General features: G+C 62.7%; 14 protein-coding genes and 1 pseudogene. 6 read left to right on the top strand and 9 right to left on the bottom strand.

Features of this window, described 5'->3' with window-relative positions; translation table 11 throughout:
* Positions 1–422: 422 nt before the first annotated feature.
* The 7 genes from ACT6VE_RS33005 to ACT6VE_RS32975 all read right to left on the bottom strand — a co-directional run bounded on the left by ACT6VE_RS33005 (position 423) and on the right by ACT6VE_RS32975 (position 6,542).
* Positions 423–1,223 carry an ABC transporter ATP-binding protein gene (locus ACT6VE_RS33005; RefSeq protein ID WP_444802429.1) on the bottom strand — a complete coding sequence of 267 codons (801 nt, stop codon included), beginning with the start codon at positions 1,221–1,223 and terminating at the stop codon, positions 423–425.
* Positions 1,224–1,247: 24 nt separating this feature from the next.
* The gene (locus tag ACT6VE_RS33000) at positions 1,248–1,940 is read right to left on the bottom strand and encodes an ABC transporter permease (protein ID WP_444802430.1); all 693 of its coding nucleotides are present in this window, start codon (positions 1,938–1,940) and stop codon (positions 1,248–1,250) included.
* A 2-nt stretch (positions 1,941–1,942) separates the two neighbouring features.
* Positions 1,943–2,656, bottom strand: a complete 714-nt coding sequence (locus ACT6VE_RS32995; protein ID WP_444802428.1) for an ABC transporter permease — start codon at positions 2,654–2,656, stop codon at positions 1,943–1,945.
* Positions 2,653–3,807, bottom strand: coding sequence for an NAD(P)/FAD-dependent oxidoreductase (locus tag ACT6VE_RS32990; protein ID WP_444802427.1), 1,155 nt, complete (start codon positions 3,805–3,807; stop codon positions 2,653–2,655). Before ACT6VE_RS32990 ends, ACT6VE_RS32995 begins: the two co-directional genes overlap by 4 nt.
* A complete protein-coding gene (locus ACT6VE_RS32985) occupies positions 3,800–5,299 on the bottom strand; it encodes an FAD-dependent oxidoreductase (protein WP_444802426.1) in 1,500 nt (499 codons plus the stop codon). Before ACT6VE_RS32985 ends, ACT6VE_RS32990 begins: the two co-directional genes overlap by 8 nt.
* Positions 5,296–5,601, bottom strand: a complete 306-nt coding sequence (locus ACT6VE_RS32980) for a (2Fe-2S)-binding protein (protein WP_444802425.1) — start codon at positions 5,599–5,601, stop codon at positions 5,296–5,298. The genes ACT6VE_RS32985 and ACT6VE_RS32980 overlap by 4 nt, the downstream gene beginning before the upstream one ends.
* A 92-nt stretch (positions 5,602–5,693) precedes the next feature.
* Complete coding sequence (locus tag ACT6VE_RS32975; protein WP_444802424.1) at positions 5,694–6,542, bottom strand: transporter substrate-binding domain-containing protein; 849 nt, start codon at positions 6,540–6,542, stop codon at positions 5,694–5,696.
* Between the two features lie 129 nt (positions 6,543–6,671).
* Between ACT6VE_RS32975 and ACT6VE_RS32970 the strand changes: the two genes are divergently transcribed.
* Positions 6,672–7,565, top strand: a complete 894-nt coding sequence (locus ACT6VE_RS32970; RefSeq protein WP_444802423.1) for a LysR family transcriptional regulator — start codon at positions 6,672–6,674, stop codon at positions 7,563–7,565.
* Positions 7,566–7,599: 34 nt separating this feature from the next.
* Here ACT6VE_RS32970 and ACT6VE_RS32965 read toward each other — a convergent pair whose 3' ends face one another.
* Positions 7,600–8,514, bottom strand: a complete 915-nt coding sequence (locus tag ACT6VE_RS32965; RefSeq protein ID WP_444802422.1) for a LysR substrate-binding domain-containing protein — start codon at positions 8,512–8,514, stop codon at positions 7,600–7,602.
* A gap of 84 nt (positions 8,515–8,598) precedes the next feature.
* On the opposite strand from ACT6VE_RS32965, the gene ACT6VE_RS32960 reads away from it, so the two are divergent.
* The 5 genes from ACT6VE_RS32960 to ACT6VE_RS32940 all read left to right on the top strand — a co-directional run bounded on the left by ACT6VE_RS32960 (position 8,599) and on the right by ACT6VE_RS32940 (position 14,028).
* Positions 8,599–9,930, top strand: a complete 1,332-nt coding sequence (locus ACT6VE_RS32960; protein ID WP_444802421.1) for an aspartate aminotransferase family protein — start codon at positions 8,599–8,601, stop codon at positions 9,928–9,930.
* A gap of 112 nt (positions 9,931–10,042) precedes the next feature.
* A complete protein-coding gene (locus tag ACT6VE_RS32955) occupies positions 10,043–11,200 on the top strand; it encodes an ABC transporter substrate-binding protein (RefSeq protein WP_444802420.1) in 1,158 nt (385 codons plus the stop codon).
* A gap of 80 nt (positions 11,201–11,280) precedes the next feature.
* The gene (locus ACT6VE_RS32950) at positions 11,281–12,357 is read left to right on the top strand and encodes an ABC transporter ATP-binding protein (protein WP_444802419.1); all 1,077 of its coding nucleotides are present in this window, start codon (positions 11,281–11,283) and stop codon (positions 12,355–12,357) included.
* Between the two features lie 2 nt (positions 12,358–12,359).
* Complete coding sequence (locus ACT6VE_RS32945; RefSeq protein WP_444802418.1) at positions 12,360–13,223, top strand: ABC transporter permease; 864 nt, start codon at positions 12,360–12,362, stop codon at positions 13,221–13,223.
* 1 nt (position 13,224) lies between these two features.
* Entirely contained in the window at positions 13,225–14,028 is an 804-nt protein-coding gene (locus tag ACT6VE_RS32940; RefSeq protein WP_444802417.1) for an ABC transporter permease, read from the top strand.
* A 380-nt stretch (positions 14,029–14,408) separates the two neighbouring features.
* On the opposite strand, the pseudogene ACT6VE_RS32935 reads toward ACT6VE_RS32940, so the two are convergent.
* Positions 14,409–14,854 (bottom strand): annotated as a pseudogene (locus ACT6VE_RS32935) (DDE-type integrase/transposase/recombinase); the annotation flags it as partial.
* Positions 14,855–15,027 lie beyond the last annotated feature (173 nt).

The following is a 15,027-nucleotide window of genomic DNA, read 5'->3' as shown; positions in this document are numbered from 1 at the left end:
AAGATAGGAAGACGGATACGGCAAAATCGGAACGCTTCATCGCCAACCGCTCGATCGAACGGGGCAACGAAGTGAAGACGTTCAAACTCTAGCGTGATTGCACCGCCGTCTGTCAACGGCGGTGCATCAACACACGACGAGGCAATTCCTCAGGTTGATAGCTGCCTCGTTGATTTTCTAGATGTCTGCTGCAGTTTTTTACGGCACGCCGCGACGGGGAAATGCGGCGTTGGGAAACCACGCGATGTTGCTGCTCCCATCGGCACGTTTTACCCGATTATTCGACGTCTAGCCCGTGATCCCGTTCCAATTGCGAGTATTTTCATTTGCTTCGGATTGCGTTGGGCGTTTGAGTGGATGGTTCGAATCCCATCAAGAGTTTAGAGACTGCTTCACCTCCTTCATGGTGTTAAAAGCGGTTCTCAGCCTTTATTGAACCGAGAGATGAACTGGTCGAATCTCTCGCTGGCACCGCCGCCGAACAGCTGCCGGGGCGGACCCTCGACATGGATGCGCCCCTGTTCCAGGAAGACGACCCGGCTGGAGACGTCCCGGGCAAACGCCATTTCATGCGTCACGATCAGCATCGTCCGCCCCTCGGTCGCCAGATCGCGCATGACCTTTAACACTTCGCCGACCAGTTCGGGATCGAGTGCGGACGTAGGTTCGTCGAAGAGTAGCACCCGAGGTTTCATAACCAGGGCTCGGGCAATGGCGGCGCGCTGCTGCTGACCCCCGGATAGCTGAGACGGGTATGCGTTCGCACGGTCAATCAGGCCAACGCGCTTCAGCATCGCCTCGGCCTCGTCGCGCACCTGACCTCGGTGGCGGCGTTGCACGTGCACGGGCGCTTCCATCAGGTTTTCGATCACCGTCATGTGGCTCCAGAGGCAGAAATTCTGGAAGACCATCGCCACCTGCGTGCGCAGGCGATCCACCTGCCTTCGGTCTGCGATGCGCAGGCTGTCCCTACTCTGCCTGAGGTCCACCTGTTCGCCGAAGATATGCAGCCGGCCCGTCGAGGGAAGCTCCAGCAGGTTGAGGCAGCGCAGAAAGGTCGACTTGCCGGAGCCGGATGCACCGAGAATGGAGATGACTTCGCCCTCATGGGCGCGGAAATCGATGCCCTTCAGCACCTCGACCGTGCCGAAGCGCTTGCGCAGGTCGTCGACGGCAATGGCGGGGACGGTACGGGCCGCAGCCGGGAGGGAGACGGAAGCCATCTGGTTTCTCCGTGTGGTGCGCGGTCAGGCGCGACGATGGGCGTGGTGGGTCTGGAGGTGGCGTTCGAGAAGCGCGAAGGCCGTGCTCATCAGGAAGGTGAGCGCCAGGTAGATCGCGCCGGTGACGATGAATATCTCGAACACCCGGTAGGTCGAGGAGATCAGCTTGTGCGCGATGCCGGTGAGCTCGGTGAGCGTAATGATGCTGGCGAGCGACGTCGCCTTGATCATCAGGATCGCCTCGCTGCCGTAGACCGCGAGCCCCTGGCGCAGCGCGATGGGCCAGATGATGCGGCGGCGCAGCAGGAAGCCCGACATGCCGCAGGCCCGCCCGGCCTCGATCTCGTGTGCCGGTACGGCCTGGATCGCGCCGCGAATGATCTCCGCAGTATAGGCCGAGGTGTTGAGGGCCAGCGCCAGGATGGCGCACCAGTAGGGCTCGCGCAGGAAGGGCCAGAGGACAGACTGGCGCAGTTGGGCGATCTGGCCCAGGCCGTAATAGATCAGGAAGATCTGCAACAGCAGCGGCGTGCCGCGAAACAGCTCGACATGGGTCTTGGCGATCCATCGCAGCGGCCCGAACCCGCTGCCGGCGGCGCCCGCGACGAGGACGGCCAGCACGAAGCCGATCGTCAGCGACAGCGCCGCCAGTTGCAGCGTCAACGGCAGGCCCGACAGGAGTTGGCCGGTGACTTCAGTCAGAAAGGGCCAGTCCAACATCAGCGTCTCCAGGGTTTGGCGAGATGGCTTTCCATCCGGTTCAGGAGCGCGCCGGTGCAGCGCCCGATGACCAGGAACAGCGCCGCCGCAATGGCGTAAAACAGGAGGGGTTGGCGGGTCGACCCCGCGGCGGTGCCGGCCTGACGCAACAGCTCGGTCAGCCCGATGACGGAGAGGAGCGACGTTTCCTTGAGGGCCGACTGCCAGATGTTGCCGAGCGCGGGCAGAGCGAAGCGCAGCGTCTGAGGGGCGATGATCCGGCGCAGTAGCAGGAATTTCGACATGCCGCACGAAGCGGCGGCCTCGATCTGGCCCCGGTCGAGGCGAAGATAGGCGGAGCGGTAGGCTTCCGTCTGATAGGCGCCGGAGACGATGCCCACCGCGAAAACGCCGATGACGAAGGACGGCAGGGAATAGAAGCCGGGAAAACCGCCGGTGTTCATAGCCGCCGTCAGGACCACGCTTCCGCCGAAGTAGAACAGGTAGACCACGAGGATTTCCGGAACGCCGCGGAAAACCGTGGTGTAGGCTTGGCCGACCAAGCGCAACAAGGGCGCCCGCGCAAGCTTAAGCGCCGCGCCGCCAATCCCGAAGATACTTCCCAGCAGGAAGCCGCTGAGGGCGGCGGCGATCGTAATGCTTGCCGCCTGGAACAGGGGCAGCCCCCAGCCTTGCGGGCCGAAGCCCAGCAGGTCGAACATGCCCGGCGTCATGGCAAGATCTCCTTTTTTCGCGGTGTTTGGGGCTGCAGGCGATCGACCGCGAAAGGAGCGAGGCTTGAATCGAGATCTCCCGAGACGAGCGATCGCGCCACGGCTTCACCCACCGCGGGCGCAAGCTGGAAGCCGTGGCCGCAGAAACCGAACACATGCCAGAGGCCGGGATGGCGCAGGCTGGGGCCGATGAACGGTATTCCATCCGGCGTGGCGCCTTCGAGCCCCGTCCAGGTGCGCACGACCGGCACGCCGGCCAGCACCGGAAAGGCCGCAACCGTGGCCGCGGCGCTCGATGCCATACGGTCCATGACGGTGAACGAGGTGTCTCCGTCCAGGCAAGGCTTGCCGAGGATGCCGCCGCCGATGACCAGCGAGCCGACCGCGCTCTGCTTGAAGGAGAGCGGCTGGTCGATCCCGATGACGACGGGGGTGATGAAGGGTTTGACCCGCGCCGTCACCATCATGGAAAGGGCTGTGACCTTGATCGGCAAGGTTTCACCAAGCCGCGCGGCGAGGTCCGAGCCCCATGCGCCGGCGCAATTGAGGACCCATTCTGCCTCGATCGCGCCCGCATCGGTCTCGGCCCGCCACCCGCCCGCAGGTTGTGGCGCGAGGTCGTGCACCTTGCACTGTTCTATGATGCGGACGCCGGTGGCCTCTGCGGCCTTGCGGAAGGCGCGCGCGGCATTGGCCGGGTTCGCATGCCCGTCGCGCCGCGAAATCAGGCCCCCAAGCGCCGTGCGGGACAGGCCCGGCAGCAGCCGGTGCAGTGCGTCGGGGGCGATCAGTTCTTCCGAGTGGATACCGCGTCGGTGCATCGACCGGGACCGGGCCTCGCACCATTGCAGCTCGGCCGCATCCATCGCCAGCGCGATCTGGGCCGTGCCGAGCCGAACCTCGCAGGCTTCGGCCGCGGCCGCGCCCACGAAATCCGCGAGATTGGCCCACATGTCCATGGCGCGCAGCGACAGGGGATATTCCCGCACGTCGCGCATCAGCGAACGAAGGCCGCCCGCATTGACGCCAGAGGCATGGCGTCCTGCGAGGTTCTTCTCCACCACGGTCACCCGCCAGCCGGCGCGGGCAAGGAACAGGGCAATCGCGCAGCCCTGCAATCCGCTACCGACGATAAGCGCATCGTTAGACATGGGCGTCGTCCCCGGCGATGGCCTCGGGCTTGTCGTCGAGCGATTCGACCTGCGCCAGATCGGGGTCGAGACCGGTCATGCCGGCCAGCGCGCCGAGCGGCAGGGGCCGGAGCGGCGGCCTCGCGCGAAACGGGGCCGAGGGCATCGGCCGGCCGGGATCTGCCTCGGCGAGAAGACGGGCGAGCGTTGCCGCGCAGCTGCGACCCTGGCAGACGCCCATGCCGCAGCGCAGGAGCCCGCGCACCAGATTCATCTCCGTGGCGCCGTCCCGAATTGTCGCGCGCAGTGCACCGGCCGTGATCTCCTCGCAGCGACAGACGATGGTCGCGTCATCGGGCAAGCAAGAGGAGAGGCCCGGCGGGAAGGCCGCGTCAAGGAAGGGCCGCGCCGCAAGACTGCGCTCGACAGCGATCCCGGTCCGGTCCGCGGCCCCCGGTTTGCCGGCAGGGCGGCCCAGTTCGGTTAGGATGGCACTTGCGGCATGGCGGCCGTGTGCGATTGCGGCGTCGGCGCCGCCGATGCGGCGGGCATCTCCGGTGATACGGATCCTGCAAGGCCCGGCGATCAAGGCGGGGCCGGGCGCCATTTCGGCCCGCCCGTCCGGCGTCGTTACCGGCTGCCAGCTGGCGTCGTCAGCTCTCCACGCGAGGGCAAGGCCGGCGGCATGCGCCAGATCCGTCGACGGCACGATACCGTCGTGAACCACGAGCAGATCGCAGGGCAGGTCGATCCTCTTGCCGGCGACGGTCAAACGAACGGATTCGAGAAGGTTGCGGCCATGTGCCTCAAGGCCGGATATGCCGGTGCGCATCGCGACCCCGGCCAGCTGCAACCGCAGGAGCCAGCCCAAACCCTTGAGGAGCGCCGGAGCGCCCGCCGGACGAAGCCGTCCGAGGGCGGCGACCTTGTCCTTTGCCCGGTCCGTGCGCGCGATCAGCGCCGGCCGCACGCCGAGGCGTCGCAGCTGGTCGGCGAGCAGGAAGATCAGCGGCCCGGTTCCGGCCAGAACGATCCGGCCTTTCGGCTTGAGGTGCCCCGCCTTCAGCAGGGTCTGCACCGCGCCGGCCGTCATCACGCCGGGCAGCGTCCAGCCCGGAAAGGGTGCCGGGCGTTCCATCGCGCCGCTGGCGAGCACGACATGCGGCGCCCGCAGATACCCGGCCGCCTCGCCCTTGAGCCAGCCGACCGTACCGTCCGACCGCAGGTCCCACACCGTGGTGCCCGGCCGATAGTCGATGCCGGGTGTCGCCCGAAAGCGCGTCACAAGGGAAAGTCCGGCTTTGTAGCTCGGCCCGAGAGCGGAGAGCAGTTCATCCGTCCCTGGGCGTGCCTGCATGTTGGTTTCCAGCGCGCGAAAAATCTGGCCGCCGGGGGCGGGCTGCATGTCGAGCACGATCACCCGGCATCCTGCGTCGGCGAGTTCGATCGCGCATGCCATGCCCGCCGGGCCGGCTCCGACAACGATGGTGTCTGCGTCGGGCGCGATGCTCATTGCAGGTCCAGCCCGGGAATGCGCGCAGGCCCATCTTGCGTGCGAAGCCGCATGCCAGTCTCGACCTGGCTCAGGCAGGCCTGGCGACTGCCGATGCCGTCGATCTCAATCAGACAGTCAAAACAATGCCCGATCATGCAAAAGGGCAATCGCCGGGCGCTGCTGACCGGCGTCGTGCGGAAGTGGGTGATACCGGCCCGAAGAAGGCATGCCGCGATGGTTTCTCCGGCACGCGCCGGAATGGCGCGGCCATCGAGATAAATCGTGAGCGTTGCCTCGGCGGACCCGACGGTCTCAAACATGGCAGTCCCTGTGCGATCGTTGAATGCGTTGTTTCGCGGCCATCGCCGCGGGGCGGTCATCCCCTCCCTTGGAGAGGAGGGGATGGAGCGCTTTATTCGTGGACCGAGATATCCACGCCGAACCACTTTTCGGTCAGGGCCTTGTTGGTCCCGTCCTTGTTGATATCGGTGATGGCGGCGTCGAAGGCCGTCCGTAGTGCCTCGTCGCCCGGCCGCAGGGCGACGTTGATCGTGCCGAGCCCGAGCACGCCGCCGGCGAAGGTGGGGCCGGTAAAGACCAGCGTGCCCGCCGCGTTGGCGTCGATCACCGCCTTGAAGGCCGTCACATTGGCCACGGCAAGGTCGATGCGCCCGGCCGTCAACTCCAGGCCGAGCTGTTCGAAGGAGGGATATTCGCGGATATCCAGGTCCTTGAAATATTCGGTTGCGAAGGTCGCCGCCGTGGACCCGGTCTGGACGCCGATGATCTTGCCGGCGAGCTTTTCCTTCAAGGCCGCGAGCGCCGCTTCGGATTCCTTCGGGGCCTTGGCGAGGTCGAAGGCCTGGCCTGCATCCGGCAGGTCCTTCAGCACATTGTCGCCGGCGGTGAGGAACCCGTTGGGCGCCTTGGCATAGGGCTTGGAGAAGCCGATGACCTTCTTGCGTTCTTCCGTCACGCCCATGGAGGCGATGATGGCGTCGTACTTTCCGACCGTGAGGCCCGGAATGATGCCGTTCCACTCCTGGGCGATGAGATCGCATTTGATCTTCATGCGCTCACAGAGGGCCTTGGTCAGCTCGATTTCATAGCCACCGAGCGAGCCGTCGGCATTGCTGAAATTCCACGGAGGATAGGCGCCCTCGGTCGCGACGGTGATGTGATCCGGCAGGTCCTGCGCGGTGGCCGCGCCCACCAGAAGGGGGGCCAGGGCAAGGGCAAGCAACATACGGCGTCTGAGCATATCTTCGTTCCCTTATGTTTATTGGTTCGGGCTTTGCATGACCCGTGACGCAACTATGACACTGCGGAAGGCCTGTCGGGAGACGATATCTGATTGACCTTAGGCTAAGCTGAACTTATGCTAGAGGGCATGCGTGCAACCACCATCCCCTCGCTGAACTGGCTCCGTGTGTTCGAGGCCGCCGCGCGGCACCAGAGCTTTGCGCGCGCTGGAAAAGAGCTCAATATGTCGGCCGCGGCCGTCAGCCAGCAGGTTCTGGCGCTGGAAACCCACCTCGGGCGCCCGCTGTTCGAGCGCGCGGCAAACCGGATCAACCTGACCGCGGAAGGCAGCGACTTCCTGCCGACCGTGCAGGTGTCGCTGGGGGCCATTGAAAGCAAGGCGGAGTCGCTCTTTGCGCGACAACGGATCGAAAGGGTCACGCTGCTTGCAAGCCAGTTGATGGCGATGAGCTGGTTGCCACGCGTGCTGGCGAAATTCGAAGTAGCGAACCCGACGATCCGGATCGACCTTCTGGTGGAGGGCACGCAGCGCAAGGCAGATCCGGACCTGATCATCCGGTTCGGAGAGGAGCCGCATCTTGTGCGGCACCCAGCCTGGTTGATGGGCATGTCCCACGTCGCGATGTGCCGGAAGGAAGACATCGCCCGCATCGGCAGCCTGGAGGATATACTGTCGTTTCGCTTGTATGATGTTGCGTCCCACGCGATCGGCTGGGCCGCACTTCTCAATCATAATTTCGGCCCTCACCCGGGCCACCATCTTAAACTCGAAACCGTCGACACCACGCCCCTGTCCCTGATGATGGTCAGCCAGGGCCTCGGTCTTGCGATCGGTCACCTTCCGGTCTGTGGTCCGATTGCCACTTCCCTTGGCCTCGTCGTTTGCCCGTTCGTTCCCAGGACGCCGGGTCCGGGAAACTACTATCTCGAACAGCCCCAAGATCGGCCGCAGCGTCCGTCCGTTGGCCGATTGGCGCAGGCCCTTCAGAATGCGGCACATTCGTCGATGCGAACGACCTAGCGTTTGGCCGGGCCAGGCCAAGCGTTCGGATCCATCAAGACCATGGATCTTCTCCGACAGGTAAGCTTGTTACCAGCGTCGCAACGTCAATCAGTTCTTTGATGAGGGGATTTGATGGCTGGCGGTGGCCGATTGCGATGACGCAATCCTCCATATCGGAGATCGTCCTGAACGTGACGCCTGGACGGGCATAGAAGCGGGCCGTGCTTTCGGCGGTGATGCTTATGCCTTTGCGCATCGCCACGGCCTGCAACTCGGAATCCACGGTGGCGGCTTCGAAGACGACGCGTGCACTTCGATCCCCCCTGTACTGTCCGGCAAGCCAGTAGTCCCGCCATACGCCAGTCCCCGGTGCGGCGATGAAAGGCTCATCGAGCAATTGTTCCACCCGCACCGTTTCCTGCCGGCTCAGGGGATGGCCGTCCGGGAGGCAGGCCACGCATTTTTCCCGGGCAATCTCGACGATATGGATGTCCGCCGTATCGACCGGCGGGCGGAAGATGCTGCAATCGACGTCTTCCGTCGACAGGCCGGCGTCGGGATTGGTGAAGTCGTATTCGACGAATTCGAGCGTTGCATTCGGGCGGCGCCGTTCGAACTCCTGGGTGATCTTCGGAATGAACTCCACGGCGGTGCCGATCAGATATCCGACGCGAAGGTAATTATGGATCGACAGCTGAAGGGTTTTCACCTCGTTGTAGAACACCTCCATCGAGCGATTGAGCTTGCGTGCATAGTCGCAAAGGGCCTCGCCATCCTTGGTCAGCGTGACGCTGCGCGTGGTGCGCTGGAAGATTTCAAAACCGAGCGTTTCTTCAAGCTGTATAATGGTTTGCGATAATGCCGGTTGTGAGACGGCGAGCCTCTCGGCCGCCCTGGCAAAGCTCTTCTCGCTCGCGACGGCGAGGACGCAGCGGATGTGGCGAAGCTGGATATTCATAAGCGACATGAATTAATCCTTTCGCTAATCGTCCTTGTTGTCAACGCGTCTCCATTGCTTAATCGACGTCATCGGAGACGAGAGGAACCATCGATGAACGTCGCGCAACTGGCAGTAAAATCGGATGAATATCGTATTGAGGAGGGCAAGCGCTCGCTCATCCATGATCCCGTCGAGGGGGACAACACCAAGATCATGCTCGTCCGGGCACGGGGTTCCCATGTCTGGGACGACAAGGGCAATCGGTACCTCGATTGCACGTCGCAGGCCTGGTCGAACAATCTCGGCGCCAACGACCCGCGTGTGGTCGAGGCCGCGATCGCGCAGTTGCGCGAAATCACCCATGCCCGCCCGAACTTCAACACCAGGCCGCTGCTGACGCTGACGTCGAAGCTTCGCGATCTTGCGCCCGGTGACCTCACCAGGATCGGCTATGCGCTGCACGGCAGCCTTGCCGTGGAAATGGCGATGAAGCTCGCGCTCAAGAACCGCCCCGGTACCCAGAACATCATCGTGCTGCAGGACGCCTATCATGGGCGGTCGATCACCACGATGGCTGCAAGCTGGCCGCATCCGAACAATCCGTTCCTGTCCCTCCAGCCGCGCTTCACGCGGGTTCCGCACCCCGATCCCTACCGGCCGCGCATCGGGCTCGATCCGGAAACCGATGTCCGGCTGTGCCTGTCGCTGCTCGAGGATACGATCGACCGTGGTGTCGATGGTGGCGTGGCCGCGATCATGATGGAGCCGATCATGGGCAACGGCGGTCACATCGTTCTGCCAGCGTCCTATCTCCAGGGCGTTCGGGACATCTGCGACCGGCGTGGTATCCTGCTGATCTGGGATGAAATCCAGAGCTGCTTCGGCCGCACGGGCAAGATGTTCGCAGCCGATTTCTACGGCATCGTCCCGGACATCATGACTTTCGGCAAGGGGATCGGCGGCGGCTTCCCGCTGGCTGGCATCTTTGCCAGCGAGAAGCTCAACAAGTTCGACTCCGGCGAGGATGCGCTGACCTTCGGCTCCTTCCCCGTCGCCATGGCGGCTGCGGTCGCGACCGTGGATGCGATCATCGAAGACAAGCTCTGCGACAAGGCGCACGAACTTGGCGAATACGCGACCAGCCGCCTCAACGACATGGCCGGGTACCGCAAGCTTATCGGCGATGTGCGAGGCCCTGGCCTCTTCGCGTCGATCGAGCTGGTCAAGGACCGCGAGACGAAGGAGCCGGCGCGCATGGCGGCGAGTGAAGTCTATCGCCGGGGCGTCGACCGGGGTGTGCTCTTTGGTGAAAGCCGCTATGCCGGCCTTGGCAATCTCATCAAGGTCAAGCCCCCGCTGGACTGCTCGATGGAGGACATGGCTCACGCGCTCGACGTGCTCGACGAGGTGCTGGGTTCGATAGAGGCGGACGGCATCGCCTGAGTTTTTGAAGCATATGCAATGGCTTCCGGCGGAAACGCCGCCGGGAGAACGGGAATGAAAAGACGTGCAAAAGCGCGCTAGAGTCTGTGAACAAGACCGAAAAAAGGGGATCATGACTATGCTCGACAAGACATTTACCCGCCGATCCATTCTTGCTGCCGGTACGACGGCAGCCCTTGCCATGCCGTTCGTGCGGCCGTCCTGGGCGGCACCCGACCAGGTGCGTGCCCTCATGTGGGAGGCCTATTTGCTTCCCGACCGGATCACCGCCTTCGAGGACACTCACAAAGTGAAGTTCGTCCCAAGCTTCTTCGACGGCAATTCCGAAGCCTACAACAAGCTGAGGGTCGGTGGATCGAAAGAGTTCGATCTGGTGCAGGCCGACGGCTTCTGGCCGCAGCTCTATTTCCGCGAACAGCTACTGCGCGAAGTGGACTATTCGAAGGTTCCGAACGCGGCCGGTTATCTGCCCGAGTTCGCGGCCGAGACATTCAAGGTTCTGTCCGATCCCGCCACCGGCAAGAAGATCGGTTTTCCTTTCTGCTGGGGCGCCTATGGCATCACCTATGACGCTAGCAAGGTCGAGCCGGAGAAGACCGAGACGCTCGAATGCATGTTCAGCGCGGACTATTCCGGCATGCTTTCCACCAGCGCCCGCTTCGAGGAGAATATCGCGCTCGCCGCCCTTCTCGTCACCGAGCGCCTCGGCAGCAGAAACCAGCCGCGGCCGGACGGCAAGCCCTTCAATCCCTACGTCCTGACCGATGCGGAGTTGGCCGAGGTCGAGACGCTGCTGATCCAGCAGAAGAACCTGCTCCTGACACGCTACCAAGACAATCCGACGCTCTTCCAGCTTCTGCAAAGCGGCGCCGTCGTGGCGGCGACCGAGTTCGCGCAGGTATTCCGCCAGCTGCTCACGGCGGAGAGCCAGGGTGCGCCGGCAGTGGACTTCCGCCACGCCCTCCAGATGAAGGAGGGCGGCCTTGGCTGGGTCGATACCTGGCTCGTCACGTCCGGGGTGGAGGACGGCCACAAGCTCGATCTCTGCAACAGCTTCATCGACATGATGATCTCAGCTGATGTGATGAAGAAGATCGGCGAGGTGGCTGGCTGCTCGACCACCGTGGACCTGCGTGCAATCTCGACGGAGGCCGAGCGCAAGCTCTTCCTGATGGACCGTTCGAGCGAGATTGCCGACCTGTTCATGTTCGACCAGCCATCCTCTCCGGAGAAATGGGAACGGGTCTGGTCCAACGTCCAGGCCGCTTGAGCGGTCCTCATCCGTCCTTCCAAATCCGGCGGCCAAGGTTGCACGTTGCGCCTTGGGCCGCCAACCATGGGTAAGTCTTCATGAGCCAGAACGGATCTTATATCCGGATTGACAATGTCTCACGGCGTTATGGATCGGTGCGGGCGCTTGACAGCGTCAGTCTCGATATCGCCAAGGAGGAGTTTATCGCCATTCTCGGGCCCAGCGGTTCGGGCAAGAGCACGCTGCTCAGGCTGATCGCAGGCCTCGACCGGCCGACCGAAGGCCTCATTCATTTCGAGGGCAAGGACGTGACCGACCTGCCGCCGCACAAGCGCGGCATCGGAATGGTGTTCCAGGAGTTCCTGCTCTTCCCCCACCGTACCGTCCGGGAAAATCTCGCCTTTCCGCTGCGAATGCGCAAGGAGCCGGCGGGTGTGATCGAGGAGCGGCTCGAATGGGTCGCCGGCGTCCTCTCGCTGACCATGCTGCTCGACCGCTATCCGAGCCAGCTCTCGGGAGGCCAGCAGCAGCGTGTGGCGCTGGGGCGCGGCCTGGTGGCACGGCCAACATTGCTGCTGCTCGACGAACCGCTCGCCAATCTCGACCGGGAACTGAGGCAGGAAATGGAAATCGAGATCCGCCGCTACCAGAAGCAGCTCGGCATTCCCTTCATATACGTGACCCACAACCAGGAAGAAGCGCTCAGCATGAGCGATCGCATCGCCGTCATCGACAATGGCCGGCTGGAAGCGCTCGGCGAGCGTCAGGCGATCTACGATCATCCGCAGACGCCGTTTGTCGCCCGCTTCGTCGGCAAGTCGAGCCGGTTTCAGGGCAATGTCGAGGCCGATGGAACAACCGTCAGGCTGCCGCGCTATGACTATGCCTTCGCGCTCCCCGCAGGCTCCGGCTTTCAGCCCGGCACCGCCGTCGATATCTTTGTCAAGAACGAGCGTTTCGATCTCGTGACAAAGGTCGAAGGCGGCAATGGCATCGCCTGTACCGTTGCCGATGTGGTGTTGCGCGGCCCCTTCCTCGAATACGTGCTGGAGACCGATCGGGGTGACACCGTCATCGCGGTCAAGCCCAAGCGCAACGATCCACTGCCCGTTCAGGAAAGAGTGTTTCTGTCATGGAATCCGGCGGACTGCCATGTCTTCAAGGCGGAGAGCTGATCATGCAGGGCGACATCACACGACGCCGGCTGATGCTGGATATTCCAAGCGGCTTCCTGCTTCTCTTCTTCGTCATGCCGCTGATTGCGCTGGTGGTGTTGAGCTTCTGGCAGACGGAAAACTACAAGATCGTCCGCGAATGGACGCTGATGAATTACGGCACGCTCGCGACGGAAGGAGCCTATATCACCTTCTTCCTTCGCTCGCTCATAATGGCGATCGGAGTGGCCCTGGCGCTCGTCGTCATCTCCTGGCCGATCGCCTATTTCATCGTGCGCTATGGCGGGCGCTACCGGATCATCTTCTCGCTGCTTCTGGTCATCCCCTTCCTGTCGGGCGAAGTGCTGCGCCTGATCGCGCTTCAGGGCATGCTGGGGCCGGCGGGCCTCTTGAACGGCGCGCTGATCCGCATGGGCGCCGCACCGCTGCGCATGATCATGTATTCGAACGCCGCCTCGTTCATCGCCTTCATCTATCTCTACCTGCCGCTCGTGGTGACGACAATCTATCTCTCGCTGATCAACTTCGACTTCCGCCTTGCGCACGCGGCGAGCGCCTGCGGCGCTAACCGGTTCCGGGTGTTTACGGAGGTGGTCTGGCCGCTCAACCTGTCCGGAACGATCGTCGGTTTCATGTTGGCCTTCATACCCACGCTGTCGGCCTCGCTAGTGCCGCGCTTTCTCGGCGGACCGAACGGCACGCTCTACGGCATGTCGATGGCCCAGCAATTCGGCGAGTCCGGCACCTGGGCGCTGGGAGCGGCCATGGGCGTGGTGCTGTTCCTCTTCTCGGCGATCGCGCTCGCCATTCTGAGCTTCGGCGTCGATCTGCGCCGAACGGGCTTTACCGGACTTGGGAGGCAGTGAGATGACGCAGACTTTCTCCGATACCCTGATCAAGTGGCTGCTTGCGGTTTTCGTGATCCTTGTTTTCGCCTTTCTCTACATGCCGATCGTGCATATCCTGTTCGCCTCGCTGTCGAGCCGGCCGAATTTCCCCTATCCGCCGGAGTTCAATATCGCGAGCTACGTGCGGCTCTCAACCAACACCGTCTACCAGAGCGCCTTCCTGAACAGCCTGATGCTCGCTTCGTGCACGGCGGTGCTGTCCACGGTGCTCGGGTTCCTGGCAACGGTCGGGGTGCTTCGTTTCGGCGGCAGGCGGGCGCTGTTCTACGCCATCCTCTTCGCAGCACCGCTCTTCGTGTCGGAAATCCTTCTCGGCATTTCCAGCATGGCGCTCTACTATCTGCTGTTCGAATTGCAGGGAAACATGCTGACGGCGATCATCGCCAACACGGTGCACTGCTTCAGCTTCAGCTTCCTTATCATGGCGGCGATGCTCTATCAGTACGACTGGCGCATGAACGAGGCGGCGATCGTCTGCGGTGCCTCACCGCTCCGGTCCTTCATAGAGGTGATGCTGCCGATCACCTGGCCGGGTATCATGGGAAGTCTCATCACGGCCTTCGTGCTGTCGCTGAACGGGCTGGACGTGTCGTTCTACCTTCTCGGCGCGACCCCGACCATGCCTTCGGTGGCGTGGGGCGCGTTGCGCTACGGCGTAAAACCGGAACTCTATGCCCTGTCGACGCTGATCAACCTGACCATCTTCGCGCTCGTCATCGGCTTGCTGATTGCGATTCGGTTGAAGACGAGGGCTCGCCCCTAGGATGCAAAAACACATGTGACCCACGAAGGGAGGCCGCCATGCTGCATTCAATAATTGCTGCAACCTTTGCCGAATGGAGGGCAGGGCACACAATACGCCCTTTCTCCAGCACGCTCGATACCATCCTTCAGGCGTTGCATGTCTTGAACGTGAAACTGTCGCGGGGCAGCGGCAGCTGAAAGTGCATGCATCCGACGTAGCAGAGGGTAAATTGGAGGCGAGCTTTTCGTTTGAACGCGGGAGGCACGCCCCACTGTGCCGCTAAGGCCGCGAGCTCCAGCCATGGCTGGCAACCTGTTGGTGGAGTTCAAGCGGTTCCGTCGCAAACTCGCTTTTGAAATGTGTGAAGCTAGGCGCGGGACGCGTTATGCGGCGAGGATCTAGAATTGTTCGGCAAGGGAGGGTGCCGAATCGTAGGCCTGCCTCGCCTGTCGTTTGCGCAACATATGAACCATCTCGATGCCGGAGAGCGGCACTGGCCATAGGCTTGAAACCGAGCATGGATCGGATCCGGCGCTTGATGCGTCGGTGATCCTGCTCGATACGCTTGTTGAGGCACCGGCTTTACCGAATGCCGATCGGTTCCAGACACCGGGATCGGTCTTTGAACCTGCACTCTCGCTATCACAGGCCATGATTGCCTGTCGTCGATGACAATCCGTTCAAGGCGGCCATGACGAGCCAGCGCGTTGCGAATGAAGCGCTTGGCTGCAACCAGATCGCGATGTTCGCTGAAGAAGAATTCGACCGTGTCGCCAACGCTGCCGATTGCGCGATAGAGGTATGTCCACCGACCGTGGACCTTGATGTATGTCTCGTCGATATTGGTCTGCCCCCTGAAAAGTGATCCTTTTTGAAGTATGGCTCATGATCCGAAGAAGGCCATTGAAATGGCAGCGAAAAGACACAAGGCGGAAGAGATCGTCACGAAGCTTCGTCAGGTTGCCGTGCTGAATGCACAGGGTAAATCGATGGCGGAGGCGATCCGTTCGATAGGCG

The sequence above is a fragment of the Shinella sp. genome (assembly GCF_052438155.1).
Lineage (GTDB): Bacteria > Pseudomonadota > Alphaproteobacteria > Rhizobiales > Rhizobiaceae > Shinella.
This window is presented reverse-complemented; position numbering and strand designations above follow the sequence as displayed.